Source organism: Streptomyces sp. CA2R106, assembly GCF_037034245.1.
Taxonomy (GTDB): Bacteria; Actinomycetota; Actinomycetes; order Streptomycetales; family Streptomycetaceae; genus Actinacidiphila.
This window is the reverse complement of sequence record NZ_JBAGKC010000006.1, coordinates 226,222-252,194: the sequence shown is the minus strand read 5'-3', so window position 1 is coordinate 252,194 and position 25,973 is coordinate 226,222. Positions and strand designations below refer to the sequence as shown.

At 74.6% G+C, this 25,973-nt stretch carries 21 protein-coding genes and 1 riboswitch; of the genes, 4 read left to right on the top strand and 17 right to left on the bottom strand.

Translation table 11 applies throughout. From position 1 onward, the window contains the following. Positions 1-23 precede the first annotated feature (23 nt). A complete protein-coding gene (locus WA788_RS12180; protein ID WP_335976049.1) occupies positions 24-1,265 on the bottom strand; it encodes an FAD-binding protein in 1,242 nt (413 codons plus the stop codon). A 298-nt stretch (positions 1,266-1,563) separates the two neighbouring features. On the opposite strand from WA788_RS12180, the gene WA788_RS12175 reads away from it, so the two are divergent. Continuing rightward, positions 1,564-2,073: a hypothetical protein gene (locus WA788_RS12175; RefSeq protein ID WP_335976046.1), complete on the top strand. Its 510-nt coding sequence runs from the start codon at positions 1,564-1,566 to the stop codon at positions 2,071-2,073. A gap of 77 nt (positions 2,074-2,150) precedes the next feature. On the opposite strand, the gene WA788_RS12170 is transcribed toward WA788_RS12175, so the two are convergent. Further along, positions 2,151-3,326 (bottom strand): acyl-CoA dehydrogenase family protein, encoded by a 1,176-nt coding sequence (locus WA788_RS12170; protein ID WP_335976042.1) that lies wholly within the window; start codon positions 3,324-3,326, stop codon positions 2,151-2,153. Between the two features lie 399 nt (positions 3,327-3,725). Between WA788_RS12170 and WA788_RS12165 the strand changes: the two genes are divergently transcribed. Next, complete coding sequence (locus tag WA788_RS12165) at positions 3,726-5,513, top strand: serine/threonine-protein kinase (RefSeq protein ID WP_335976039.1); 1,788 nt, start codon at positions 3,726-3,728, stop codon at positions 5,511-5,513. Between the two features lie 33 nt (positions 5,514-5,546). On the opposite strand, the gene WA788_RS12160 is transcribed toward WA788_RS12165, so the two are convergent. The 5 genes from WA788_RS12160 to WA788_RS12140 form a co-directional block, all read right to left on the bottom strand. Further along, the gene (locus WA788_RS12160) at positions 5,547-7,727 is read right to left on the bottom strand and encodes a putative bifunctional diguanylate cyclase/phosphodiesterase (RefSeq protein ID WP_335976278.1); all 2,181 of its coding nucleotides are present in this window, start codon (positions 7,725-7,727) and stop codon (positions 5,547-5,549) included. A gap of 152 nt (positions 7,728-7,879) precedes the next feature. Beyond that, entirely contained in the window at positions 7,880-8,698 is an 819-nt protein-coding gene (locus tag WA788_RS12155; RefSeq protein ID WP_335976034.1) for an SAM-dependent methyltransferase, read from the bottom strand. A 312-nt stretch (positions 8,699-9,010) separates the two neighbouring features. After that, positions 9,011-10,258: a chitinase gene (locus WA788_RS12150; RefSeq protein WP_443034014.1), complete on the bottom strand. Its 1,248-nt coding sequence runs from the start codon at positions 10,256-10,258 to the stop codon at positions 9,011-9,013. Positions 10,259-10,477: 219 nt separating this feature from the next. Further along, positions 10,478-11,902: a C39 family peptidase gene (locus tag WA788_RS12145; protein ID WP_335976029.1), complete on the bottom strand. Its 1,425-nt coding sequence runs from the start codon at positions 11,900-11,902 to the stop codon at positions 10,478-10,480. Between the two features lie 158 nt (positions 11,903-12,060). Then, positions 12,061-13,200, bottom strand: a complete 1,140-nt coding sequence (locus WA788_RS12140) for a M24 family metallopeptidase (RefSeq protein ID WP_335976025.1) — start codon at positions 13,198-13,200, stop codon at positions 12,061-12,063. A gap of 109 nt (positions 13,201-13,309) precedes the next feature. Between WA788_RS12140 and WA788_RS12135 the strand changes: the two genes are divergently transcribed. Together WA788_RS12135 and WA788_RS12130 are read left to right on the top strand one after the other, a co-directional pair. After that, a complete protein-coding gene (locus tag WA788_RS12135; RefSeq protein WP_335976273.1) occupies positions 13,310-13,927 on the top strand; it encodes a uridine kinase family protein in 618 nt (205 codons plus the stop codon). A gap of 511 nt (positions 13,928-14,438) precedes the next feature. Continuing rightward, complete coding sequence (locus tag WA788_RS12130) at positions 14,439-16,364, top strand: AAA family ATPase (RefSeq protein ID WP_335976023.1); 1,926 nt, start codon at positions 14,439-14,441, stop codon at positions 16,362-16,364. 89 nt (positions 16,365-16,453) lie between these two features. On the opposite strand, the gene WA788_RS12125 is transcribed toward WA788_RS12130, so the two are convergent. The 10 genes from WA788_RS12125 to ribD form a co-directional block, all read right to left on the bottom strand. Beyond that, on the bottom strand, positions 16,454-17,584 hold the full coding sequence (locus tag WA788_RS12125; protein WP_335976019.1) for a hemolysin family protein: 1,131 nt from the start codon (positions 17,582-17,584) through the stop codon (positions 16,454-16,456). After that, positions 17,581-18,987, bottom strand: a complete 1,407-nt coding sequence (locus WA788_RS12120) for a hemolysin family protein (RefSeq protein ID WP_335976016.1) — start codon at positions 18,985-18,987, stop codon at positions 17,581-17,583. The genes WA788_RS12125 and WA788_RS12120 overlap by 4 nt, the downstream gene beginning before the upstream one ends. A 267-nt stretch (positions 18,988-19,254) precedes the next feature. Continuing rightward, a complete protein-coding gene (locus WA788_RS12115; protein ID WP_443034013.1) occupies positions 19,255-19,752 on the bottom strand; it encodes a PH domain-containing protein in 498 nt (165 codons plus the stop codon). Beyond that, a complete protein-coding gene (gene hisG, locus WA788_RS12110; protein ID WP_335976010.1) occupies positions 19,749-20,597 on the bottom strand; it encodes an ATP phosphoribosyltransferase in 849 nt (282 codons plus the stop codon). The genes WA788_RS12115 and hisG overlap by 4 nt, the downstream gene beginning before the upstream one ends. Before the next feature lie 142 nt (positions 20,598-20,739). Further along, on the bottom strand, positions 20,740-21,012 hold the full coding sequence (locus WA788_RS12105) for a phosphoribosyl-ATP diphosphatase (RefSeq protein WP_335976008.1): 273 nt from the start codon (positions 21,010-21,012) through the stop codon (positions 20,740-20,742). Between the two features lie 58 nt (positions 21,013-21,070). Beyond that, on the bottom strand, positions 21,071-21,556 hold the full coding sequence (ribH, locus tag WA788_RS12100) for a 6,7-dimethyl-8-ribityllumazine synthase (RefSeq protein ID WP_335976003.1): 486 nt from the start codon (positions 21,554-21,556) through the stop codon (positions 21,071-21,073). Continuing rightward, entirely contained in the window at positions 21,553-23,034 is a 1,482-nt protein-coding gene (ribB, locus tag WA788_RS12095) for a 3,4-dihydroxy-2-butanone-4-phosphate synthase (RefSeq protein ID WP_335976000.1), read from the bottom strand. Before ribB ends, ribH begins: the two co-directional genes overlap by 4 nt. Beyond that, a complete protein-coding gene (locus WA788_RS12090; protein WP_335976271.1) occupies positions 23,031-23,705 on the bottom strand; it encodes a nicotinamide mononucleotide transporter family protein in 675 nt (224 codons plus the stop codon). The genes ribB and WA788_RS12090 overlap by 4 nt, the downstream gene beginning before the upstream one ends. Before the next feature lie 8 nt (positions 23,706-23,713). Further along, positions 23,714-24,382 (bottom strand): riboflavin synthase, encoded by a 669-nt coding sequence (locus WA788_RS12085; protein WP_335975995.1) that lies wholly within the window; start codon positions 24,380-24,382, stop codon positions 23,714-23,716. A 1-nt stretch (position 24,383) separates the two neighbouring features. After that, positions 24,384-25,574: a bifunctional diaminohydroxyphosphoribosylaminopyrimidine deaminase/5-amino-6-(5-phosphoribosylamino)uracil reductase RibD gene (ribD, locus tag WA788_RS12080; protein ID WP_335975989.1), complete on the bottom strand. Its 1,191-nt coding sequence runs from the start codon at positions 25,572-25,574 to the stop codon at positions 24,384-24,386. 145 nt (positions 25,575-25,719) lie between these two features. Then, positions 25,720-25,850, bottom strand: a riboswitch (FMN riboswitch). Positions 25,851-25,973: the final 123 nt, after the last annotated feature.

The window sequence follows — 25,973 nt, the reverse complement described above, 5'->3', positions numbered from 1 at the left end:
TCGGCCGGGCCCGGGGTGGCCGGTCACGGGCCGAGCAGGCGGCGCAGGTGGGCGTTGCCGAAAGTGCCGTCGGGGTCGAGCTCCGCGACGAGCGCCTGGAAGTCGGCCATCCGGGGGTACAGGCCCCGTACGGTCGCGGGGTCGGTGGTGGCGAGCTTGCCCCAGTGCGGGCGGGCGCCGTAGGGGGCGAGGGCGGCCTCCATGCGGCCCAGGACGGGGGTGACGGCGGCGGGGTCCTGGCGCCAGGTGAAGTGCAGGCCGACGGTGTCGTGCCCGTAGGCGGGGCTCAGCCAGAGGCGGTCGGCCGCGATGGTGCGGACCTCGCAGGTCATCAGGACCGGGGCGAGGGTCTCGCGCAGGTCGGCGAGCGCGGCGATGGCGGCGGTGCCGTGGACGCGGGGCACCAGGTACTCGGACTGGAGTTCCGCGCCGCTGCTGGGGGTGAACTGGGGGCGGAAGTGCGGCAGCCGCTCGTACCAGGGGCCGGGGGTGCCGTCCTGCGGGGTGCAGTGCACCGGGTCGACGCCGGGCACGGGGTGCAGCGGGCCCGGGGCGGGCTCGGTCCACGGCAGCTCGGGTTCGGGGGTGCCGTCGAGGCGCTTGAGCCAGACCTGGGTGAAGCGCGGGGCGCGCCAGTCGGTGAAGAGGCTGACGCTGTAGGCGGCGCCGGTGAGGGTGTCGAAGTGGGCGAGCGCGTCGGCGAGGGCGAGGCCGGTGCGGGCGGTCTGGCGTACGTCGAAGGCGGGCACCGTCTCCAGCGTCAGGTGGGTGGTGATGCCGAGGGCGCCGAGGGAGACCACGGCGCCGTCGAAGCGGTCGCCGTCCTGCGCGCGGCTGAGGCGGAGGGTGTCGCCGCCGGCGGTCAGCAGGTCCAGCGCGGTCACGGAGGTGGCCAGGGAGCCGTTGGTGTCGCCCGAGCCGTGGGTGCCGGTGGCGACCGAGCCGCCCACCGAGATGTGCGGCAGGGACGCCATGTTGGGCAGGGCCAGGCCGTGGGCGTGCAGGTACGCGGCGAGTTCGGCGTAGCGCACGCCGGCGGCGACGCGGACGGTGCCGGCGGCGCTGTCGATGTCCATCTCGGCCGGGAGCGCGGCCAGTTCGACGAGGTCGCCGTCGGTGTCGGCGATCGCGTTGAAGGAGTGGCCGCTGCCGAGCGCCTTGACGCGGCGGCTGCCGGCGACGATCGCGCGCAGTTCGTCGAGCGTGGTGGGCCGGTGCACGCGCTGTGCGCCGAACGTCAGGTTGCCCGCCCAGTTGGTCCGCATGCCGTGCCACTCCCGCCCGCCGGCCCGCTGCCGACACAACCGTGCTGGTCCCCGCCTTTTGGTCACCCTATAAGGCGGCCGGGCGGGTGGCTTTCGGGGGCACCGGGGGGCGTAGGGGCGCATCGCGGGGGCGCATCATCCGGCCATTCCAGGAGTGTGACGAAGGCCACACCGCGACGGTGCGGAGGGCTCCGCATGGCGCGATTACCCGCGTAGCACGGCGGGAAGTGCTCGCTATGGCCGCGAGCGTGAAGCCGGGCCGGCCCAACGGAGGGCATCACCCAAGGGGGAAACCCATATGCGTCACCCTGTGCGCCACAGCCGCAGTGCCCGGACGTCGTCCACCGCCGCGGAGGGTCACGAACGCGACCTCGCGCTCGCTCCCGCGCCGGCCGGCGATGACCACGCCGCCGGCGGCGACGACGACTTCGACCCGGCGGACGGCTTCGACGACGGCGCGGAGCCCTACGACGAGGACGGCGACGACCTCGCCGACGTCGTACGCCTCGCCTGCCCCGACTGCGGCCGGCCGATCGCCGTCGCCGGCGACGACACCCTGCTGCCGCCCCACGCGGTGTGCCCCAACCCCTGGCAGCCCTTCGGGCTCACGGTCTGCGCCGGCTCCGGCCGCGCGGTGGCCGAGGCCGGAGCCCTCGAGCCGCTCGTGCTGGCGCCCGCCCACGAGCCCCTGGCCCCGGCCCGCCCCCTCGACTGGCGCACCCAGCCCTTCTCGCACGTCGGCGGCCCCGGCTCCCGCCCCGTCCGCGTCCCCGCCCAGCGCGCCGCCCACCCGCCGCTGGCCGCCTGAGCAGCCGGGCGTCGCGGCCGGAAGGGGGCGCGTGGGCGCCCCGACGGCGAGGAGCCGCACACGCCCGCGGCCGGTACCTAGCCGCGGGTCTCCGGGCCCACCAGGTGGCGTGCGATCACCATCCGCTGGATCTGGTTGGTGCCCTCGACGATCTGGAGCACCTTCGCCTCGCGCATGTACCGCTCGACCGGGAAGTCCGCGGTGTAGCCGTACCCCCCGAGCAACTGCACCGCGTCCGTGGTGACCTGCATCGCGGTGTCCGTGCAGAACAGCTTCGCCATCGCCGCACGCGCGCTGAACTCCCGCCCGGCGTCGCGCAGCCGGGCCGCGGTGAGGTAGAGCGCCCGGCCCGCCTCGACCCGGGTGGCCATGTCCGCGAGCATGAACCGCAGCCCCTGGAAGTCCGCGATCGGGCGGCCGAACTGGCGGCGCTGGGCCATGTGGTCCGCCGCCGCGTCGAGCGCGGCCTGCGCCACGCCGATCGCACACGCGGCGATCCCCAGCCGCCCGGCGTCGAGCGCGGCGAGCGCGATCGCGAAGCCCTGCCCCTCCTCACCGATCCGCCGCTCGTCGGCCACCTCGACCCCGTCGAAGTGCAGCTGCGCGGTCGGCGAGCCCTTCATCCCCATCTTGTGCTCGGGCGCCCCCGCGCTCAACCCGGCCGCGTCACCCGGTACGAGGAACGCGGAGATGCCGTGCGCGCCCTCGCCGCCGCTGCGGGCCAGCACGGTGTAGAAGTCGGCGACGCCGCCGTGGGTGATCCACGCCTTGGTGCCGTCGATCGTCCAGGAGTCGCCGTGCCGTACGGCCCGGGTGCGCAGGCTCGCCGCGTCGGAGCCCGAGGTCGGCTCGGACAGGCAGTAGGCGCCCAGCAGTTCGCCGCCGAGCATCGCGGGAAGGTGGTCGGTGCGCTGCTGCTTGCTGCCGAACGCGGCCACCGCGTGGCAGGCCAGGGTGTGCACGCTGACCCCGAGCCCCACGGTCAGACGCGCGGCCGCCAGCTCCTCCAGCACCTGGAGGTAGACCTCGTACGGCTGGCCGCCCCCGCCGAACTCCTCGGGGTAGGGCAGGCCGAGCAGCCCGGAGCGGCCGATCAGCGCCATGGTCTCCCGCGGGAAGTGCCCGGCCTCCTCCTCCGCCGCGGCGGAGGGCGCGATCTCGCGGCGGGCCAGGTCCCGGGTCAGGTCGAGCAGAAGGCGGGCCTCGTCGGTGGGCAGCTGCCGGTCGACCGGCTGCGGGCCTTGCTGGGGCATGGCGGCACATCCTCCCTGTGGGGTGGCGGCGGCCCCGCGCGAGGGTGAGGTGGAGCCGTCCGGTGAGAACTACCCCGTTCCCGTCGCGATCTCCCACGCCGGGTCTCGGCAACGGGTGATCAACGGGTCCGGCGCATGGAGTATGCCGTATGGGGGCGAAGACGTCACCGGCGAATTACCGCCACGGCTCCTCCCGCCGCAGGGGTGCACCCACCGGGTGCCGCCGGGCGACACCGGCCGACACGGGGCGCCACCGGCCGCCACCGGCCGCCTGCGGGGGCCGCAACCGCGGGGGCGACCCGCCGCGTCCCCTGGTTCGGCGCCCGGGCGGTCCGGGCCGCGCGGGCGAACCCGTCGGACACCCGCGAACGGAGCGGAAGGCCACGTACGCTGCTGCGCATGGAGAGCTTGGAGGCGTCCGATCCCCGGTCGGTGGGCGGTTATCCGCTCTTCGCCCGGCTGGGCGCGGGCGGCATGGGGCAGGTCTACCTCGCCCGCACGGTCGCGGGGCGGCCGCTGGCGCTGAAGACGGTCCGCGCGGAGTTCGGGCTCGACCCGTCCTTCGGCGAGCGGTTCGCCCGCGAGATCAGGAACGCGGACCGGGTGCGCTCGCCGTGGACGGCCGCCGTGGTCGACTACTCCCCCGAGGGGGCGAGCCCGAAGTGGCTGGCGACGGAGTACGTGGCCGCGCCGTCGCTCGCGGACTGGGTACGGGCGCACGGCCCGCTGCCCGCGCGGAGCGTGGTGGCGCTCGGCGCGCAGTTGTGCGAGGCGCTGCACGCGGTGCACCGCGCGGGCCTCGCGCACCGCGACGTGAAGCCGTCGAACGTGCTGCTGGCGCGGGCCCGGCCGCTGCTGATCGACTTCGGGATCGCCCGGGCCGCCGACGACACCCGGCACACCAGCACCGGTGCGATGATCGGCTCGCCCGGGTACATGGCGCCGGAGCAGGCCACGTCCGGCGGCTCGGCCGAGCCGGGCGACCTGTTCGCGCTGGGCGCGGTACTGGTCTACGCGGCGACCGCCCGCGGCCCCTTCCACCACCCCGGCGAGACCGTCTCCACCGCCGCCCTGCTCTACCGCGTGGTGCACGAGGACCCGGACCTGACCGGGGTGCCCGCCGAACTGCTGCCGGCGGTGTCCGCACTGCTGGCCAAAGACCCGGCGGAGCGGCCGGCGGCGCCGGCGGCGGCCGAACTGCTGGGCGGCGCCGGGCAGATGTCCGCGCCGCCGCCGTGGGGCGGCCTGCTGCCGCCGGGGCTGGCAGGCGAACTGGACGCGCGCGAGGCGGAGATGCGGGCCGCGCTGGCCGCGGCTCCCCCGGCAAATCCCCCAGCTGATCCCCCGGCCGATTCACCGGCCGCTCCGCACACCGATCCGCTGGCCGCCCCGAAGGCCGCCGAGCCCGGCGCGCCCCCGGTGGCCGCCACCACGCCGTACGGGCCGGAGTCCGCGACCTTCCGCCACCCCGCCTACCAGGGCCAGGGCCTTCCGACGGGCCCTCAGCCGCCCGTACCGGGGCCGCAGGCACCGCCGCGCGGGTATGCGCCACCGAGCGGTCCGCACGGCCCCTCGGGGCCTGCCGCGGCCCCCGGCCGCGGGCGCCGCGGCGGCACGGTGGCGGTGGCGGCCGCGGTCGCCGTGGTCCTGGTCGTGGCCGGCTCCGTCGCGGCCTACCGCTGGCGGCAGCACTCCGGCGGGAGCGACGACGCCGCCGGCGGGACCCCCGCCGCCACGACCCCTGGCACCACCGCCCCCACAGGCACCGCGTCCGGCACCGGCGACGGCTCCGGAAGCTCGGGCGACGATCTGCCCGCCGCCTGGATCGGCACCTGGTACGGCGTGGGCCCGGGCGTGCCCTCGCTCACCGGGAAGGCCAAGGTCACCATCACCTTCACCGGCGGCGCGCGCGGCAGTGTCGTCGGCAAGGAGGTCACCCATGTGACCGACCTGTTCGGCGGCGCCGACATCGGCTGCGTCGACACGCTCGGCTACACCGGGCAGGACGGCTCGACGCTGGAGTTCCAGACGGTGTCCAGCACCCCGTCCGACCCGTCCAGCGGCACCGTGTGCTCCGGGGTGCGCGTGTACACCCTCACCCTCGGCGGCGACGGCCGGACGCTGGCGCTGACGAACTACACCGACCTGTCGGTGGGCGCCCCCAGCACGTTCAGCAAGCAGAGCTGACCGGCACCGAGCAGAGCTGACCGGCGCGGGCGGTCAGCTCGCGTCGGCGAGCAGCAGGGTGCCCATCTGCTCGGGCGGCGCGGGACGGCCGTAGTACCAGCCCTGACCGGTGTCGCAGCCCAGGTCGCGCAGGTAGCCGGCCTGGGCGCTGGTCTCCACGCCCTCGACGGTGACGGACAGGCCCAGACCGTGCGCGAGGGAGACGATCCCCTCGACGATCTTCAGGTCGACCGGGTCGGCCGGGTGGTGGCTCATCCCCCGGGTGAAGGCGCGGTCGAGCTTGAGCACGCTGACCGGCAGCCAGCGCAGCGAGGAGAGGTTGGAGTAGCCGGTGCCGAAGTCGTCCAGGGCGATCTCGACACCGAGGTCCGCGATCCGGCGCAGCGGCTTGAGCGCGTCCTGGTCGGCGCCGATCAGCGCGCTCTCGGTGACCTCCAGGCACAGCGCGTCCGGCGGCAGGCCGCTGTCGTCCAGCACCCGGGTGACCTCGGCGACCAGGTCGGGGTGGTGGAGCTGGATCGGCGAGAGGTTGACGTTGACCCGCGGGGGGCGGGCGCCGTGGTGGTTGCGCTGCCACACCTCGGCCTGCCGGACCGCCTGTTCCAGCACCCAGCGGCCGAGCGGCACGATCTGCCCGGTGTTCTCGGCGAGCGGGATGAAGCGGTCCGGGCCGATCACGCCGTGCACCGGGTGGCCCCAGCGGACCAGGGCCTCGGCGCCGTGCACCACGCCGTCGCTGAGCCCGATGAGCGGCTGGTACTCCACGAAGAACTCGCCGCGCTCCAGCGCGCCGGGCAGCCGGTTGGTGAGGCTGTGCCGGGTGATGGCGCGGGCGTCGGCGTCGGGGTCGGCGACCTCGTAGCGGTTGCCGCCCAGTTCCTTGGCCCGGTACATGGTGATGTCGGCGCTGCGCAGCACGTCGGCGGCGGCGTGCTCGGCGGTCGGGGTCAGGACGATGCCGATGCTGCCGTGCACCGGCAGTTCACGGCCGTCGACGAGGACGGGTGTGGCGAACGCCTCCAGGATGCGGCCGGCCAGGTCGGTGACGGCGTCGAGGCTGGGCGGGTCGGTGTACAGGGCGACGAACTCGTCGCCGCCGATCCGGGCCACGAGCTGGTCGGGCGAGGTCAGGCAGTTCCGCAGCCGGTCGGCGACGGCGACCAGCAGCTGGTCGCCGACGGCGTGGCCGAGGCTGTCGTTGACCGCCTTGAAACCGTCGAGGTCCAGGTAGCACAGGCCGATCCGGCGCCCGGCGCCCGCCTCGCCGCCGTCGGGCGCGTCCTGGTCGGCGAGCGCCTGGTCGAGCCGTTCGAAGAACAGGGCGCGGTTGGGCAGGCCGGTCAGCGCGTCGTGGGTGGCCTCGTGGCGCAGCCGTTGCAGCAGTTGGCGGCGCTCGGTGATGTCCTCCAGCAGGGCCAGTTGGTACTGGGGGGCGCCGGCGCTGTCGCGGAGCACGGAGACCTGGAGGTTGCCCCACAGCACGGAGCCGTCGGCGCGCGGATACGCCTTCTCGGTGTGGTAGCCGTCGCGCTCGCCGCGGAGCATCTCGCCGTTGAGGGCGCTGATCACCGCGGGGTTGTCCGGGTGGGTCCACTCCGGGACGGTGCGCTGCATGACGTGCCGTTCACCGCCGAACATACGGCTGAGCGCGTCGTTGATCTCCAGGACGCGGCCGTCGAGGTCGGCGATGCCGATGCCGATGGCGGCGCCTTCGAAGACCGCGCGGAAGCGGGCCTCGCTGGCGGCCAGCGCGCGTTCGGCGTCGGCCTGGGCGGCCAGTGCGGCGCGGGAGATCGACTCCTGCTCGTGCAGGGTGCGTTCGCGCAGCGCCTGGGAGAAGCCGACGGCCACGGCGTGCTGGAGGCGGGAGCAGCGGGCGCGGGTCTCGTCGGCGGACAGGCCGCCGGGCGGGCAGTACAGCACCAGGTAGGCGTCGATGACGCCGAGGATGCTGGGCAGCGCCTCGGGGTCGGTGCAGTGCGCGTCGACCAGGGCGGCGCCGACCGGGACCGCGGTGCGCGGGTCGAACCGGTCGGCGCTGAGCGCGTCCCGCAGCACGCGGGCCAACGGCCGCAGGTACGCCTCCAGTTCGGCCCGGGTCATGGAGGTGGCCGTCAGCGGGTAGACCGCGCGGGCCCAGATGGCGGCGAAGCGGCGCAGGCTGTCGTCGGCCGCGGCCCGGGCGCACAGCTCGGGGTCGGCGTGCGCCAGCACCTCGGGTTCGGCCCGGCCCGGTGCGCCGGCGGCGGCCGGGGGTTCGGGGGCGTGGTCGGGGGCCGTTCCGGGAGCGGCGACCGCCGGCCCGTCCGCGGGGGCGGCCGGCCGGGTGCCGGCTCGGCGCGCCGCGTCGCCGGCCGCCTTGGTGCTCACGCCTTCAACCCCACACCGGCGAGCCCGAGCAGCACCACCGGGTCGTCGTCGGCGGCGGGCGGGGTGTCGGGCCGCCAGTGGGGCAGGTGCACGATGCCCGGTTCCACGATCTCGAACCCGGCGAAGAGCGGGCGCAGTTCGTCGGCGGTGCGGTGCACCAGGGGGCTCGCGGTGCGCTGGTAGACCGTCGCGACGTCGCGCTGCGCGTCGGACTGGCCGGTCGACTCCGCGGGGGTGGCGTGGGTGATGGCCATGATGCTGCCGGGGGCGAGGGCGTCCCGCAGGGTGGCGATGATCTCGCCGGGGCGGTCGTCGTCGGACAGGAAGTGCACCACCGCGATGAGCATGAGCGCGACCGGCCGGTCCAGGTCCAGCAGGCGGCGGACCTGGGGCGACTCCAGGATGGAGCGCGGATCGCGCAGGTCGGCCGCCGCGATGTCGGCGTCGGGGTTCCCGGCGAGCACCGCGCGGCTGTGGGTGACGGCCACCGGGTCGTTGTCGACGTAGACGACGCGGGCGCCGGGGTGGGTCTCCTGGGCGACCTCGTGCACGTTTCCGAAGGTGGGTATGCCCGAGCCGATGTCGAGGAACTGGGTGATGCCGCGCTCCAGCGCGTAGTTGACGGCGCGGCGCATCACCGCGCGGTTGGCCTGGCCGATCTTGGGCATGCCCGGCAGCGCCTTCAGCGCGGTCCGCGCCGCTTCCCGGTCGACCTCGAAGTTGTGCGAGCCGCCCAGGAAGTAGTCGTAGATCCGGGACACGCTCGGAACGGTGATGTCGATGTTCTGCGGGGCCCAGGACGGTCGGTCGGTCACGGTCGGTGCTCCAGGTCGTGGGAGTGCGGACGCGGCAGGCGGGCAGAGGCCGGATCGGGCAGACTCCCGGATGCTCGACCGAGATTACTGATCACTTGTTCGGAGTGAAGCACATCGCCGGAAACGCGAGGTCCGTTTTGCTCGGCTGGCACCGGCATGTACCGATGCGGATACGCGCACCTGCGGAGACGCGCACCCAGCAGGAAGGGCCCGTGGCGCCTGAGCGCCCCGGGCCCGACCTTATCGCGCGGACGGTGATCGGATGAGTGCTTCTAAAGATGAACCGCTCGTCGGTGTACGGTCCCTAACGGCTCAGCAGGAGCCCTCGTCCTTCCAGACGCCCCACTCGCCGGTGGTGCCGGGCTGCTCGTTGGTGGTCCACCACTGGGCGAGCCACTTGTGGCCGCCGTACGACACCTCGTCGCCGCCGGTGTAGACCGCGGAGGCGCTCCAGGCCGCCACGTCGGCGCAGCTGCCGCCGGCCGGCGGGGTGGTGGTGGTCGGGGTGTCGGTGGGTGTACCGGTGGGCGGGGTCGCGCCGGCGAACTTTACGGAGTACTTGGCGAAGTCCCAGGAGTTCTGGGCGACCGAGCTGCACGAGCCGGAGGTGCTGCCGTTGTTGTCCGGCGGGCTGCACTGGCGGTCGCGGTTGAGCGACCAGAAGGTGAAGCGGCCCATGCCGTGGCTGGTGGCGTAGTCCAGCACGGTCTGGAAGTCCGCCTGGGTGAAGTACTCGCCGGTGTCGCTGCGGCCGTTCATGCCGGAGAAGCCCTCGTGGGCGTAGGCGGTCGCGGCGCTCCAGCCGAAGGTGCTCTGGAGCAGGCTGTTGAACGCGGTCAGGGCCGCGGTCTGGGAGGCGGCGCCGTTGTCGAAGCCGCCGTCGAAGGGCATGATCGAGAAGTTGTTCGGGGTGAAGCCGATCGACTTGGCCTCGTCGAGCATCTGGGTGCCGAACCAGCCGGTGCCGGCCGAGGTGCCCGGGGTGGTGACCGAGAGGTAGATGCCGGGGTTGTTCTGCTGGAGGATCTTCGCGGCGCCCAGTTCGTTGGCGACGGCCGCGGTGTTCTCGTACTCCGGCTCCTCCAGGTCGAAGTCGATCGCCTTGAGCTGGTACTTGTCGACGACCTGCTGGTAGGCGGCCGCGGTCGAGGCCGCGTCGGAGCACGCCTGGCCGAGCTTGGTGCCGCCGTAGCCGCCGATCGACACCGAGACGTCGCCGCCCTTGGCGCGGATCGCGGAGACGGTGGCCGCGACCGAGGTGTCGGAGGACACCGGGTTGGTGCCGCCCCAGGTGGGGCTGCACCCGCCGCCGCTGGGGGCGAGGATGAAGGCGAGCTGGAAGGCCTTCAGGCCGCTGGCGTCCATGATCGCGGTGGCGTCCGGCGGGTTGTTGTCCAGCGGCATCAGGTAGGGCGCGGCGGCGTACCAGCTGCTGCTGAGCGCGCTGGCCGTGGGGGCCGCGCTGGCCTCGCCGGTGCCGAGGGCAGCCGCGGTGCCCAGCCCGGCGGCGGCCAGCAGCGCGGCGGCCACTCCGGTGCCGAGGGCTTTGAGACGGTTCACGTCGGACCTCCTGTGGGGGGAACGTCCCAGCAGGTTCCTGCGGTGATCCGAACACGTCAATAGGTTGGTCCAGACCTTTGGGTCAACCCACAAATTGGTCTCTACCAGTGCGGGCGGCCCGCCCCGCCCGCACGCCAACCGGCCCCCGCCCGGCGCGGGATGCGCCGGACGGGGGCCGGTACGGAAGCGAGCGGGTGCGGGCAGGTACGGCCCCCGCGCTCAGACCACGCCCACGGACTCCAGCGCGCGCCGCTGCCCCGGGCTCGGCTTCACCGGGAAGTACAGGTAGGCCACACCGCCGGAGCCGGAGCCCACCGAGCCGCTGGCGGTGATCCGCTTCGTGCGCAGCCACACCGTCTCGAACTGCGCCCGCCGGTAGACGTTGCGCACCGCGTCGTCGTCCGCGCTGGCCGGGTCGTTGGCCACCACGTCGCCCTCGGCGGTGAAGCCGACGATGCACATCAGGTGGCCGGAGGTGCTGTAGTTCGCCCCGTCCAACTCGCTGGCCAGGAACGACTGGGAGGTGATGACCGGGATGCCGGCCTTCACCAGGCGCTCGATGTCGTTCAGCGAGTGCAGCTGGGTGACGACGCCCTGGAGGTCCTGGTAGGTGGCCGCGTAGGCGGCGTTGAACGGCCAGTTGCCGCAGCCCTCGTACTGGTAGTCGTACGTGTAGCGGGCGCCCTGGTCGACCTGCGGGTCGGCGTAGGAGGGGTCCACCCAGGCCAGGTCGGCGGCGCTCGGGCCGCGGCCCCAGTACTCGATGACCATGGTGGAGGAGGTGGGGCTGCACCACGCCTCGCCGCCGTTGTCGTACTGCGGGTACTGGCCCTTGTGGATGTCCTGCGAGTAGCGCGGCACCGGCAGTTCCACGGCGCCGTCCAGCCCCGGCACGGAGGCGGGCACCGTGTAGCGGTCGGGGATGTCCGAGGCGAACGCGCCCGCCCGCCACACCGTCGGCGTGTCCTTGGTGCCGGGCTTGCGGTAGAGGGTGACCCGCAGCCGGTAGGAGGCGAGCAGCTTGCCCGCGCTCGCGTCGTCGATGGCGAACGTGTCGGTGTAGATGCTGCTGACGTCGTCGCTCTGGTCGTCCACGGAGGTGCGGCGGATGTCGTCGTCGCTGTCGCCGGAGGTCCAGCGGCCCATCACGTAGGCGGGGGTGGCGGTGCCGTCGGTGTACGTGCCCAGCAGCTCGACCTGGAGCCAGGTGCCCGCGGGGGTGTGCGCGTTCCAGGAGGAGACCAGTTCGGTGGCCGGGTGCGGGAGCTGCCGCCGCGGGGAGGTCCAGGTGGCGTACTCGTACGTACCGGTCCTGCCGGTGTGCGGGTCGGCGTAGTCCGTCGTGCCGGCCGGGCGGGCGATCCGCACCCCGGCGCGGGAGCCGGGCACCGGCTCGGTACCCCGGTGCTCACCGGCGTTCCAGTCGGCGTGGGTGCTCCAGGCGTGGTAGTCCACCGGCGCGGGGTCGTCCGCGGCGGCGCCCGTGCCGCTGCCGCCCGCGGGCTGCCCGGCGGGGGTTCCGGCGGCGGGCGTCCCGCTGCCGGCGGGCGCGGCGGAGGCGGTCTGCGCGTTCGAGGCGGCGACGGTGGCCGCGGCGGCGAGCGCGGCGGTCAGCACGGCACGCCGGGGCGCGTTACTGGTCATGTGGGTGGTACCTCGGTTCCCCTCGACGTGAACGGGAGATGGCCCGGCCGGGCCCAGTCGGGGCACGGCGGGTGCCGACCACTATCGTCGCTGGACGGGCCGTTCACCAGGGTTGCCGTGTTCCCGGACGGATCATTATTGGCCTATACCACTGACGGTCACGCTGGAAGAACGACCAGGTCACGCCCGGTCAGGTTGAGCCGCTCCCCGCCGTCCTCGGTGCACACCACGATGTCCTCGATGCGCGCGCCGAACCGCCCGGGCAGATAGATCCCCGGCTCCACCGAGAACGCCATGCCCGGCTCCAGCGCCCGCGCGCTGCCCGCCACGATGTACGGCTCCTCGTGCGTCTCCAGGCCGATGCCGTGGCCGGTGCGGTGGATGAAGTGCGCGCCGTAGCCGGCCGCGGCGATCCGGTCCCGGCCGACCGCGTCCAGCGCCTGCGCGGTGATCCCGGGGCGGACCGCCTCGGTCTGCGCGGTCTGCGCGGCCAGCAGCACCTCGTACAACTCGCGGAACTCCGCGGGCGGCTGACCGACCGCGTAGGTGCGGGTGGAATCCGAGCAGTAGCCGTCGGGGGTGGTGCCGCCGATGTCCACCACGACCGGGTCGCCGGCCTTCACCACCCGGTCGGAGACCTCGTGGTGCGGGCTGGCGCCGTTCGGCCCCGAGCCCACGATGACGAAGTCGACGGTGACATGCCCGGCCGCCAGGATCGCGTCGGCGATGTCCGCCGCGATCTCCCGCTCGGTGCGGCCCGGCCGCAGCCACTCGCCGATCCTGCGGTGCACCCGGTCGATCGCCGCGCCCGCCCGGCGCAGCGCCGCCACCTCCGCGGGCGTCTTGCGCATCCGCAGCACGGAGAGCACGTCACCGGCCAGGCCCGCCTGCGCGGTGGGCAGCGCGTCCTGGAACGCGAGCAGCTTCTCCGCCCACATGTGGTTGTCGACCGCGAAGCGGGCGGTGTGCGGCGGCAGCCGGCGGGCGATCATCGCGTAGGCGTCGTCGGTCTCGGCGAAGCCGACGATCTCCACGCCCAGCGCACCGGCCGGCGACGCCTCGGCGGCCGCCTTCTCCAGCGCGGGCACCACCAGGAACGGGTCGGCGTCCGCGGGCACCACCAGACAGGTCAGCCGCTCCAGCGGCAGGGCCTGGTAGCCCGTCAGGTAGCGCAGGTCCGCGCCCGGGGAGACCAGCAGCGCATCGAGCCCGGCGTCGCCGGCGGCCTGCCGGGCCCGGTCCAGTCGCTCCGGCGGAAACAGTTCGGCCGCGCCGGCCGTGCCAGTGGATTGACTCACGCCCCTACGGTAGCCGTGCCCCCGCGGCGGCGGGCGAACATACGCGCCGCACCGGCCCGCGGCGCGGGCGGTTCGGGGGGTGGGGCCGTATGGTCGCGGGGTGGCGGATATGACGTTGGCGCAGCTGGTCGCGGGGATGGCGGGGCTGGTCCCGTCGTGCGGCCGCAGCAGGGTGATCGCGGTGGACGGGCACGCCGGGGCCGGGAAGACCACGCTCGCCGGGCGGTTGGCGGCGGCGCTGGGCGGCTGCCCGGTGGTGCACACCGACGACCTGGCGACCCACGAGGAGCCCTTCGACTGGGCGGACCGGCTGGCCGCGCAGGTGCTCGCGCCGCTGCGGGCGGGCCGGGACGCCGCGCACGGGGTCTACGACTGGCACGCCCGGCGCTTCGACGGCGAGCACCGCGTGCCCGCGGCGCCGTACGTGCTGCTGGAGGGGGTCGGCACCGGCCGGGCCGCGCTGCGCCCGCACCTGGCGCTCGTGCTGTGGCTGGAGGTCGGTCCGGCCGAGGCGCACCGGCGCGGACTGCGCCGGGACGGGCCGGAGTTGACCGCGTTCTGGACCGGGTGGAGCAGCGCGGAGGACGCGCACTTCGCCGCCGACCCGACCCGCCCCTACGCCGACCTGCTGGTCCGTCAGGACCAGGGCTCCGACGGCGGCTACCGGTTCGCGCCGGGGCCGGCGGCGCAGCCGGGCCGCCACCCCGCCCGCGGTCACGGAATGTGACCCTCCGGTGCCGGCGTGCCGCGAACCGGCGCCGCCGGAAACAACCGGTCGGATGCGGTCGAACACGGTCGGCAGGCGGTCGCATCCGCTCGGCGACCGCCTCGAATTTCCCCCCGATCGGACGGCCGTGATCGCTTGACCGGCCGGGTACCCAGAGATTACGTTTTCAACCAGCGGCACGAAGCGGCCGCTCAGCAGACACGGAGCCCCTGATTGTTCCCCCGTGATCAGGGGCTCCGTCCTGCTTTCCGCGCGTTCTGCCGCGCCGCGCGCGCCACCGCGCCCCTCACCCACCGTCACGAACCGGCGCCGTACCGCGCCCTTTGCCGCGCCCCGCCCCTCCCCTGTGGCTTGGCTGCGCACCCTACGGCGATCCGACCATCGCGGGTACCATGCGCGCAGGGGTCGGTGCGGTGCCTGGGGGGATCGCAGTCTGCTCAACTCCCGCCCGTTGGCCACGGGTTGGAGCGTGCGTGTCCGCGAGGCGGGGGGACGGAGTGGTGGGGACTTGATGGACTTCGGCACTGAGCGCCCGGGTGCCCCGGCCGATCTGGCCTGGCTGCGCGGGGTCGAGGCGTACACCATGGGCGCCTACGCGCAGGCCGAGGAGGAGTTCAGGGACGCGGTGCGGCTGGACCCGGGGATGGCCGACGCGTGGCTGGGCCTGCACGCGCTGCGCGCCGACACCGCCACCGCGCTGCTGCGGATGTACCAGCACCGCGACCGCTTCGGCGAGCAGCGCGCCGCGCACCGCCGCACCCTCAACTCCTGGTACTGGCTGGGCTGGTGGGTGCAGCCGGTGCTGGAGACCAGCCGCGACCTGCAACTGGCCCACGCCTCGCACTGGCTGGACGGCCGCCATGTCGCCGAGCTGGACCGGGCGCTGGCCGACTGCCCGCCGGTCGACACCGACCCGCAGGTGCGCTTCCTGCACGCCTGCCGCGCCTATCTCACCAAGGACTGGGAGCGCCTGGTCCGGCACACCGAACCCCTGCTCGGCGACCCGGTGCTGGGCATCGAGGCCGGGCTGTTCGGCGGGATGGCCCGGGTCCGGCTGGAGATGTGCGGCCAGGCCGAACCGCTGCTGTCCGCCGCGCTGATGCGCTGCCGCAGCGAGCAGCCGCAGCGCAAGGAGCTGCGCTACTGGCTCGCCCGCGCCTACGAGGGCACCGGCCGCAGCGCCGCCGCGGTGCCGCTCTACCGCGCCGTGCACCGGGTGGACCCCGCCTTCATGGACACCGCCGCCCGGCTCGCCGCCATCCACGAGTCGGACGACGGCCTCGACGAGGCCGCGGGCCTGGCCGCGGTGTCGCTCGCCGGGAGCGGCCAGGCCGTACCCGAGTACGGCGAGCCCGACGGCGGCTACCCCGCCGACTTCCCGGCCGACCCGTCGGCGCCCGCCGGCCCGGGTCCGGGCGCCGAGGCCGAGTGGGACGAGTCGCTGCTGATCGCCGGGCCGCCCGGCGACGCCGTGCGCGGCCGCTTCTCCACCCTGCCCGGCGGCGCCGGCACCGCGGCCGCGGCCGGACTGCCGCTCGGCGGCGCCGACCCGGCGCTGCTCGCCGAGGCGCTCGCCGAGCTGGACCGGATGGTCGGGCTGGAGCCGGTCAAACGCCAGGTGCGGGCGCTGTCGGCGCAGTTGCGGATGGCCCGGCTGCGCGCCGGGCAGGGCCTGCCGGTGCAGCCGCCGAAACGGCACTTCGTCTTCTCCGGCCCCTCCGGCACCGGCAAGACCACCGTCGCCCGCATCCTCGGCCGGGTCTTCTACGCCCTCGGCCTGCTCGGCGGCGACCACCTGGTGGAGGCCCAACGCTCCGACCTGGTCGGCGAGTTCCTCGGGCAGACCGCGGTGAAGGCGAACGAGCTGATCGACTCCGCGCTGGGCGGCGTGCTCTTCGTGGACGAGGCGTACGCGCTGTCCAACTCCGGTTACAGCAAGGGCGACGCGTACGGCGACGAGGCGCTCCAGGTGCTGCTCAAGCGCGCCGAGGACAACCGCGACCGGCTCGTGGTCATCCTCGCCGGCTACCCCGAGGGCATGGACCGGCTGCTCGCGGCGAACCCCGGGCTCGGCTCGCGCTTCACCACCCGGGTCGACTTCCCCAGTTACCGCCCGCACGAGCTGACCCGGATCGGCGAGGTGCTCGCCGGCGAGAACGGCGACCGCTGGGACGACGAGGCGCTGGAGGAGCTGGCCGCGATCAACGGCCATGTGGTGGAGCAGGGCTGGGTGGACGAGCTGGGCAACGGCCGCCTGCTGCGCACCCTGTACGAGAAGAGCTGCGCCTACCGCGACCTGCGCCTGTCGGAGTACGCGGCGACGCCCGGCCGGGCGGAGCTGGCGACCTTGCGCCTGCCGGACCTGATGCAGGCGTACGGCGAGGTGCTGTCCGGCCGCGGCCCGGGCACCCCGCCGCCCGCCGAACCGGCGGAGTAGCGCCGATCCGGCGGGCGGGGCGGCACGGCGGGCGGGGAGGGCATCGACCCGGGCGCGGGGCCGGGCCCGCCTACCGGCCCGGGTGCGCTTCAGCGGACGAGTTCGCCGGCCGCCCCGCCGGACTGGGCCGGCCCCGGCACCGGCACCGTGCCGGCGCGCCTGCCCGCGGCGTTCTTCCGCGGCGCGGACCGGTGCGCGGGGTCGCGGACCTCGCCGACCAGCATCTCCAGCACGTCCTCCAGCGCCACCAGGCCGAGCACCCGCCCCTGCCCGTCGGTGACGGACGCGAGGTGGGTGGCGGCGCGGCGCATCGCGGTGAGGGCGTCGTCCAGCGGGAGGTCGGCGCGCAGCGTGGTCATCGGGCGCCACAGCCGCTGCGGCACCGGCTGGTCGGGGTCCTCCACGTCCAGGATGTCCTTGACGTGCAGGTAGCCGAGGTAGCCGGCGGCGCTGGAGCCGTCGGCGGCGACCGGGAAGCGGGAGTAGCCGGTCCGCACGGTCAGCGCCTCGATCTCCCGGGCGGTCGCCGCGGGGCCGAGCGTGACCAGCTCGTCCGGGGTGAGCAGCACCTCCGCGACCGGGTGGGAGCCCAGTTCGAGGGCGTCCTCCAGCCGCTCCTGCTCGTCGGAGTCGAGCAGCCCGGCCGCGCGCGCGTCCTCGACCAGCACCGTCAGTTCGGCGCTGGTGAAGACCGCGTCGACCTCGTCCTTCGGCTCGACCCGGAAGACCCGCAGGATCAGCCGGGCGCACGCGCCGAGCACCGCGATCACCGGCCGGAAGACCCGGGCGAAGCCGACCAGCCCGGGGGCGAGCCGCAGCGCGGCCTTCTCCGGGTCGGACATCGCCAGGTTCTTCGGCACCATCTCGCCGATCACCAGGTGCAGGAAGACCACGATCGCCAGCGCCAGCACGTAGCCGATCGGGTGCACCAGGTCGTGCGGGACGCGGGCGGCGGAGAAGACCGGCTCCACCAGCCGCGCGACGGTCGGCTCCGCGACGGCGCCGAGGGTCAGCGAGCAGACGGTCACCCCGAACTGCGCGGCGGCCATCATCTGCGGCAGGTGCTCCAGCCCGTACAGCACGGTACGGGCGGCCCGCTGCTCGGCGGCGTGCTGCTCGATCTGGCTGCGGCGCACGGAGACGAGCGCGAACTCGGCGCCGACGAAGAAGCCGTTGCCGAGCACGAGCAGCACCGCGAAGAGGAGTTGCAGCAGGCTCATCGGTGCTCGCCCTCCTCGACGGCGGCGGCCATCGCGGCGGGCGCGCCCGCCCGCTCGGCGGCGCCGGCCGGCCCGTCGGCGCAGGGGTCGTCGTCCGGGGCGGTGGTCCGCACGATCCGGACGCGTTCGGCCCGGTGGTGGACGACGTCCTCCACCCGCAGCAGCCAGCCCGGCAGCTCGGCGGTCTCGCCGACCTCGGGGATGCGGCCGAGCAGGTCGGCGACCAGGCCCGCGACGGTCTCGTAGGGGCCCTCGGGCGCGGCCAGGCCGATCCGGGCCAGGGTGTCGATCCGGCAGCCGCCGTCCGCGGTCCAGGCCGGGTGGCCGTCCTCGGCGGGCGCCTGGGCGAGTTCGGGCAGGTCGACGCCGTCGTGCTCGTCGCGGACCTCGCCGACCAGCTCCTCGACGATGTCCTCCAGGGTGACCACGCCGGCGGTGCCGCCGTACTCGTCGACCACGACCGCGATCGGCTGCTGGTTGCGCAGCAGCTCCAGCAGCTGCTGGACCGGCAGCGTCTCGGGCACCAGCAGCGGGGCGACGGCGATCCGGGATACCGGGGTGCGCGCGCGGGCGTCGGCGGGGACGGCGAGCGCGTCCTTGAGGTGGACCATGCCGGTGGTGTCGTCCAGCCGCTCGCGGTAGACGGGGAACCGGGACAGGCCGGTGGCGCGGGTGAGGTTCAGGACGTCGGCGGCGGTCGCGGTGTCCTCCAGGGCGCTGACCCGGACCCGGGGCGTCATCACGTTCTCCGCGGTGAGGTCGCCGAGCGAGAGGGTCCGCACGAACAGGTCGGCGGTGTCCGGCTCCAGGGCCCCGGCCAGCGCGGAGTGCCGGGCCAGCGAGACCAGTTCGCCCGGGGTGCGGGCGGAGTCCAGCTCGTCGGTGGGCTCCACGCCGAGCATCCGCACCAGGCGGTTCGCGGCGCGGTTGAGCAGTTCGATCACCGGGCGGAAGGCTCGCGAGAAGGCCCGCTGCGGGCCCGCCACCATACGGGCGACGGCCAGCGGCCGGGAGACCGCCCAGTTCTTCGGTACGAGCTCGCCGGTCACCATCTGCACCCCGGAGGCGACCATCATGCCGATCACCACGGCGAACCCGGGGGCGGCGCCGTCCGGCAGGCCCGCGGCGCGCAGCGGCCCCTCCAGCAGGTCGCCGAGGGCGGGCTCGGCCAGCATGCCCACCACCAGCGAGGTGATGGTGATCCCGAGCTGGGTGCCGGAGAGCTGGAAGGAGAGCTTGTGCAGAGCGGCGACCACGCTGCGGGCCCTGCGGTCGCCGTCGGCCGCGGCGCGCTCGGCGGCCGGGCGCTCCACCGTCACGAGGCCGAACTCGGCGGCGACGAAGAAGCCGTTGGCGAGGATCAGTACGAACGCCGCTGCGAGCAGCAGCAACGAGGTGCTCATGAGGCCGCCGCCCCGCGTTTCCGGTGGGAGTCCCGGGCGGGAGGGGCGGCGCATGTACTACCGGACGGTTCGTCCATCGGGGTGTGAGTGTCACTCCTCGGGTGGGTGCCGCGCGGGGCGGCGCCGGGGTGGGAAGCGCGCGAAGGGGCGCGCTCGGGAATCCAGGGTAGTCATTGCGGGCCCGGCCGCGAAGTGACGGTGCCCACCCGGCGGCGCGCCGCCGCCGTCAGGGGCACCCGGCCACCGCCCGCCGGGGGTGCGCCGGGCTCACACCGCGGGTGCCTCGCCCAGGGCCTCGACCAGCTCACGCAGCCGGCGGGCGTCGCGCAGCGCCCGGGCGGGGGCGATGCCGGGCTGGATGCCCATCACCGCCAGGGTCGTGCCGTCGGCGAGGTCGAGGCGGACCCAGGCGTCGCCGTGGCCGAGGTTGACCCGCAGCACCTCCGCCCAGGCCAGGCGGCGGCGCACGGTGAGGTTCACCACGGTGAGCCCGTCCGGGTCGGCGACGGCCTTGGGCCGGCTGAGCAGCGTCAGCCCCGCGCCGATCAGCACCGCTGTGCCGACCACGGTGGCGCGCTCGGCGGTGCTCCAGGGCGAGGCGCCCTCGTGCGGCATGAGGACGGCGACGGCGGTGAGCACCACCACGATCGCCACGGCGAGGACCAGCAGCACCGCGCGGGTGACGACCGGCTGGAAGGTCACCGGCAGGTCGTACCGCGCGGCGGTGGCCGCCGGGTGCTGCGCCGGATCGGCGGGCACCGTCACAGCCGGGCGGCGTGGATGCCGGTGGTCAGGATGGCGCGGGCGCCCAGGTCGTAGAGCTGGTCCATGATGATCTGCGCGTCGGCGGTGGGCACCATCGCGCGGACCGCGACCCAGCCCTCGTGGTGCAGCGGGGAGACGGTGGGCGACTCCAGGCCGGGGGTGAGCGCGACGGCCTTCTCCACCTGCTCCACGCGGATGTCGTAGTCCATCATCACGTAGCGGCGGGCGACCAGGACACCCTGGAGGCGGCGCAGGAACTTCCGCACGTCGGCGTCCTCGGCGTCGGCGCCGGTGCGGCGGATGACGACGGCCTCGGACTCCATGATCGGCTCGCCGAAGGGCTCCAGCCCGGCGTTGCGCAGCGAGGTGCCGGTCTCCACCACGTCGGCGATGACCTGGGCGACCCCGAGCTGGATCGCGGTCTCCACGGCGCCGTCGAGGTGGACCACGGACGCGGCCACCCCGCTGTCGGCGAGGTGCTTGCCGACCACGCCCTCGTAGGAGGTGGCGATGGTCAGCCCGGCCAGGTCGGCCACGGCGCTCGCGGTGCCGGGCTTGGCGGCGTAGCGGAACGTCGAGCGGGCGAAGCCCAGTTGGAGGATCTCCTCGGCGTTCGCCCCGGAGTCCAGCAGCAGGTCGCGGCCGGTGATGCCGATGTCGAGGCGGCCGGAGCTGACGTAGATCGCGATGTCCCGCGGGCGCAGGTAGAAGAACTCGACGCCGTTGACGTTGTCGAACAGGACGAGTTCCTTTGACTCCTTGCGCTGGCGGTATCCGGCCTCATGGAGCATGGCCGCCGCGGGTCCGGACAGTGCGCCCTTGTTCGGTACGGCGATGCGGAGCATGGGGTCGGGTTCCTTTTCCTCGTGGGTGGTGCCGGAGCGGGCGCCGGGGACGGCGCGGACGGTGGTGCGGGTACGGCAAGGGGGTACGGGCGGGGCGGGTCGGCCGGACCGGAGGGACCGGCGGGGGCGGCGGGGGCGGCGCTCAGAGATGAGCGTAGACGTCCTCCAGGGAGATCCCGCGCGCGACCATCATCACCTGGACGTGGTAAAGCAGTTGCGAGATCTCCAGGGCGGTCGCGTCCGGTCCTTCGTACTCGGCCGCCATCCACACCTCGGCGGCCTCCTCGACGACCTTCTTGCCGATCGCGTGCACGCCCTTCCCGACGAGTTCGGCGGTGCGGGAGGTGCTGGGGTCGCCGGTGGCGGCCTTCTGCCGGAGCTCGCTGAACAGCTCCTCGAATGTCTTGTCAGCCATGGTGGTCCCTAGCCTACGGGGAAGCGGCCGGGGACCACCGCCACGGTTCGGATGCTGGTCACCGCCAGGGTTCGGAGACCGAACGCAGGGTGGTCGCGGTGGCGACCGCCGCGGTCACCGCCTCGTGGCCCTTGTCCTCCGTGGAGCCCGGCAGCCCGGCCCGGGCGAGCGCCTGCTCCTCGTTGTCGCAGGTGAGGATGCCGAAGCCGACCGGCACCCCGGTCTCCACGGCGACCTGGGTGAGCCCGGCGGTGACGCCCTGCGAGACGTACTCGAAGTGCGGGGTGCCGCCGCGGATGATCACCCCGAGCGCCACGATCGCGTCGTAGCCGCGGCCGGCCAGCACTTTGGCGACGACCGGCAGTTCGAAGCTGCCCGGCACCCGCAGCAGGGTCGGCTCCTCGATCCCGAGGTCGCGCAGCGCGCGGACCGCGCCGTCCACGAGGCCGTCCATCACCTGGGTGTGCCACTGCGCCGCGATGACGGCGACCCGCAGGTCCCCGCAGTTCTTCACGGTCAGCTCGGGGGCGCCCTTGCCGCTCACTTCTCTCCTCCGGTGGTGCTTCGGTCGGTACGGGACCGGTCGGTCGCCGACCGGTCGCTCAGGGGGGTCGGTACGGTCGCCGCGCCGTCGAGCCACGGCAGTTCGTGGCCCATCCGGTCGCGCTTGGTGCGCAGGTAGCGGGCGTTGTGCTCGCCCGCGGTGACGGGCATCGGCTCGCGGGAGAGCACGTCCAGGCCGTGCCCGGCCAGCGCGGCGGACTTCGCCGGGTTGTTCGTCAGCAGCCGCAGCGAACGCACCCCGAGGTCGGCGAGGATCTGCGCGGCGGCCGCGTAGTCGCGGGCGTCGGCGGGCAGGCCGAGTTCGAGGTTGGCGTCCAGGGTGTCCCGGCCGCGCTCCTGGAGTTCGTACGCCCGCAGCTTCGACATCAGGCCGATGCCGCGGCCCTCGTGGCCGCGCAGGTAGACCACCACGCCGCGGCCGGCGGCGGCGACCTCGCGCAGCGCGCTCTGCAACTGCGGGCCGCAGTCGCAGCGCAGCGAGCCGAAGACGTCGCCGGTCAGGCACTCGGAGTGCACCCGGACCAGGACGTCGCCGCCGTCGCCGAGGTCCCCGGCCACCAGCGCGACGTGCTCGGCGCCGTCCACGGTGCCGCGGTAGCCGTACGCGCGGAACTCGCCGTAGGCGGTGGGCAGCCGGGTGCCGGCCTCCCGCCGCACCACGGCAGCCGCGGCCGGCTGCTTCGGGGCGTTCGGCTCGTTCGGGGCCGCCTGCTCCGGCTGCTCGGGCTGCTCCGACGGGGCCACGGCCGGGGCGGGCTGCTCGGTCCGCGCGGCACGGCGGTGGGCGATCAGCGCCTCGATCGAGATGATCGCCAGGCCGTGCTTGCGGGCGAAGGGGACCAGGTCCGGCAGCCGGGCCATGCTGCCGTCCTCGCGGGTGATCTCCACGATGGCGGCCGCCGGGCGCAGTCCGGCGAGCCGGGCGAGGTCGACCCCGGCCTCGGTGTGCCCGGGGCGGGCCAGCACTCCGCCGGGGCGGGCGGCGAGCGGGAAGACATGGCCGGGCCGGACGAAGTCGCCGGGGTGCGCGGCCGGGTCGGCGAGCAGCCGGATGGTGGTGGCGCGGTCGGCCGCGGAGATGCCGGTGGTCACGCCGTGCGCGGCGCTCGCGTCCACGGAGACGGTGAACGCGGTGCGCATCGACTCGGTGTTGGCCGCCACCATCTGCGGCAGCTCCAGCCGCTCGGCCGCCGGCGCCTCCATCGGCACGCAGATCAGCCCGCGGCACTCGTTCATCATGAAGGCGACGGTCTCGGCGGTGATCTTCTCGGCGGCCACCACGAGGTCGCCCTCGTTCTCCCGGTCCTCGTCGTCGACGACCACGACGGGGCGGCCGGCGGCGATGTCGGCGATCGCCCGCTCGACCGGGTCGAGCAGCAGCCCGTCGAGCGGCTCGGGTCCGCCCGGGGCGGCTTCCGTACGGCGCCGGTGGTCGTGGGGTGCGGTCAGGGCCGTCATGCGCGCGCTCCTTCCACGGTGGCGACCGGCTTGCTCGGCCGCGGGCCGCCCCGCTCGCCGCCGGCCCGCCGGGTCTGCTGCCACCAGGAGTACATCCCGGCGATCACCAGGACGAAGTAGATGATGTAGACGAGGCCGGAGAAGGGCAGCCCGCTGTGGAAGTTCAGCGGCACCCCGACGAGGTCGACCGCCAGCCACGCGAACCAGAACTCGACCCAGCCGCGGGCCTGCGCGTACATCGCGGCGAGCGTGCCGACGAAGATGTACGCGTCCGGCCACGGGTTCCACGACAGCTTGGGGTAGGCGAGGAAGAGCGAGGCGACGGCCACGGTGCCCAGGCCGGTGGCCAGCACCAGCACCGCCCGCTCCCGCCAGGTGGCGAAGCGGATGGACAGCCGGCCGGTGCGCCCGCCGGAGCCGCGCCGCCACTGGTACCAGCCCCAGACGGCGACGGTGATCACCACGAGCTGCTTGCCGACGCCGCCGCCGAGGTGCGCGCCCCAGAACGCGGCCACCAGCACCACGCCGGAGAGCAGCTGGACCGGCCAGGTCAGCATCGCCCGCCGCCAGCCGAGCGCGAGCGCGAACAGGCCGAGCAGGTTGCCGATCATGTCGGACCACACCACGTGCTGGTCGAAGGCGGTGAACGCCTCGCTGTTCAGCCAGTGCACGACGCCGCTCACCGCCCGGCCTCCGCCACGCCGCCACCGAGCACGTCACCGAGGCCGTCACCGGGACGCCCGCCGTCTCCGGGGACCGCGCCCGCGCCGAGCATCCGCTCGACGTACTTCGCGATGACGTCCACTTCGAGGTTGACCGGGTCGCCGGGCTGCTTGACGCCCAGTGTGGTCAGCGCGAGCGTGGTCGGGATGAGGCTGACGGTGAAGAAGTCCGCCCCCGCGTCGACCACGGTCAGGCTGACGCCGTCCACGGTGATGGAGCCCTTCTCCACCACGTAGCGGGCGAGTGGGGCCGGCAGCGCGACCTTGACGATCTCCCAGTGCTCGCCGGGCACCCGCTCCAGCACCATGCCGGTGCCGTCCACGTGGCCCTGCACCAGGTGGCCGCCGAGCCGGCCGCCCAGCGCCATCGGCCGCTCCAGGTTGACCCGGGAGCCGGGGGTGAGCGCGCCCAGGCTGGAGCGCCCCAGCGTCTCGGCCATCACGTCGGCGGTGAAGGCGCCCTCGGGCAGGTCCACCACGGTCAGGCAGACCCCGTTGACGGCGATCGAGTCGCCGTGTTTCGCGCCTTCGGTGACGACGGGGCCGCGCACGGTGAAGCGGGACGCGTCGCCCAGGTCCTCGACGGCGGTGATCTCGCCCAGCTCTTCCACGATTCCGGTGAACACGTCAGCTCTCCTGGTATGCGGTGGGAACGGCAGCGCTGGCGACGGCGGCAGCGGAGGGTGCGGTGGCGGCCTCGGTGGCAGCTTCGGTGGCGGCTTCGCTCGCGGGGGCCGGGGCGGCGGGCACGGCGGTGACCCGCAGGTCGGGTCCGATCCGGTCGACTCCGGTCACGTCGAGCCGCAACGCCTGTGCGATCGTGCTGATTCCCCCGCCGTCGAGCGCGGCGGGCCCGGCGCCGAGCAGCGCCGGGGCGAGGTAGGCGGTCACGGCGTCGACGTGCCCGGCGGCGACGAACGCCCCGGCGAGCGTCGGCCCGCCTTCGAGCAGCACCGAGCGGACCCCGCGGCCGAGCAGTTCGGTCAGCAGCGCGGCCACGTCGAGGCCGCGGCCCTGCGGCGCGTGCGGCAGCCGTACGACGTCCACGCCGGCCAGGTGGGAGGTGTCGGCGTCCGGGCCGACGGCGATCAGGGTGGGCGCGGCGTCGTCCAGCACCCGGGCGCCGGGGGTGGTCCGGGCGCGGGTGTCGACCACGACCCGCAGCGGCTGGGTGGCGCCGTCGATACCGCGCACGGCCAGGTGCGGGTCGTCCGCGGCCAGGGTGCCGGAACCGACCACGACGGCGTCGGCGGCGGCGCGCAGCCGGTGCACGTCGGCGCGGGCCTCGGGCGAGGTGATCCACCGGCTGGTGCCGTCGGCGGCGGCGATCCGGCCGTCGAGCGTCGCGGCGTACTTCCAGCGCACGTGCGGCCGGCCCTCGCGTACCGAGGTGAGCCAGGCGGCGTTGACCGCCGCGGCCTCCTCGGCGAGCAGGCCGCCCGCGACGTCGACGCCCGCGGCGCGCAGCGTCTGCGCGCCGCCGGCCGCGACCGGGCTGGGGTCGGCGACCGCGTAGACGACCCGGGCGATCCCGGCCTCGATCAGCGCCTGGGCGCAGGGGCCGGTCCGGCCGGTGTGGTTGCAGGGTTCGAGCGTGACCAGGGCGGTGCCGCCGCGGGCCCGCTCCCCGGCCGCGAGGAGCGCGTGCACTTCTGCGTGCGGCCCGCCGGCGCGCTGGTGCCAGCCCTCGCCCGCGACCTGTCCGGCCGCGTCGAGGATCACACAGCCCACCACGGGGTTCGGCGCGGTCGCGCCGAGGGCGCGTGCGGACAGCGCGACGGCTCGACGCATCGCGTCGGCTTCTGCACTGGTGGCCACCGGGTCCTCCTGCCTCATCAGGCACGGACTCCGGGGCGAGGGAACTGACGGGCTCCACTCGCCGGGCGACCGGTCGCACACGCGCGGCACCGTACGTCATGCGCACGGACCCGCTCCTACGGCGGCCTTCCCGAGTGAACGCCCGCCGCGCACTGCCTCCCATCCGGACTTTCACCGTCGGTCCAGGAATTTCACCTGGTCAACCGACCGCTGGCTGCGGCCGGGTCGCGGACTGTAACCGCCGGTTCGGAATTGCACCGACCCCGGAGTGCGCGAACGTCACTACTGATCCAAGTCTGCCACGGCGGCGTCCCCGCGCTCCACCCCTGTTTTGTGCCCTCGCTCACACGAGGGGCCCCTCGGGGGCGCGGAAAGCCGCGCTGCGCACCGGATGCTCGA

Excerpts from the sequence above, each read along its gene's own strand:
- hisG (WP_335976010.1), bottom strand. The coding sequence starts at position 20,597 with ATGCTCCGCATCGCCGTACCGAACAAGGGCGCACTGTCCGGACCCGCG.
- WA788_RS12170 (WP_335976042.1), bottom strand. The coding sequence starts at position 3,326 with ATGCCCCAGCAAGGCCCGCAGCCGGTCGACCGGCAGCTGCCCACCGAC.
- WA788_RS12135 (WP_335976273.1), top strand. The coding sequence starts at position 13,310 with ATGACGTTGGCGCAGCTGGTCGCGGGGATGGCGGGGCTGGTCCCGTCG.
- WA788_RS12180 (WP_335976049.1), bottom strand. The coding sequence starts at position 1,265 with ATGCGGACCAACTGGGCGGGCAACCTGACGTTCGGCGCACAGCGCGTG.
- WA788_RS12130 (WP_335976023.1), top strand. The coding sequence starts at position 14,439 with ATGGACTTCGGCACTGAGCGCCCGGGTGCCCCGGCCGATCTGGCCTGG.
- WA788_RS12125 (WP_335976019.1), bottom strand. The coding sequence starts at position 17,584 with ATGAGCCTGCTGCAACTCCTCTTCGCGGTGCTGCTCGTGCTCGGCAAC.
- WA788_RS12165 (WP_335976039.1), top strand. The coding sequence starts at position 3,726 with ATGGAGAGCTTGGAGGCGTCCGATCCCCGGTCGGTGGGCGGTTATCCG.
- ribB (WP_335976000.1), bottom strand. The coding sequence starts at position 23,034 with ATGACGGCCCTGACCGCACCCCACGACCACCGGCGCCGTACGGAAGCC.
- WA788_RS12145 (WP_335976029.1), bottom strand. The coding sequence starts at position 11,902 with ATGACCAGTAACGCGCCCCGGCGTGCCGTGCTGACCGCCGCGCTCGCC.
- WA788_RS12175 (WP_335976046.1), top strand. The coding sequence starts at position 1,564 with ATGCGTCACCCTGTGCGCCACAGCCGCAGTGCCCGGACGTCGTCCACC.
- WA788_RS12105 (WP_335976008.1), bottom strand. The coding sequence starts at position 21,012 with ATGGCTGACAAGACATTCGAGGAGCTGTTCAGCGAGCTCCGGCAGAAG.
- WA788_RS12120 (WP_335976016.1), bottom strand. The coding sequence starts at position 18,987 with ATGAGCACCTCGTTGCTGCTGCTCGCAGCGGCGTTCGTACTGATCCTC.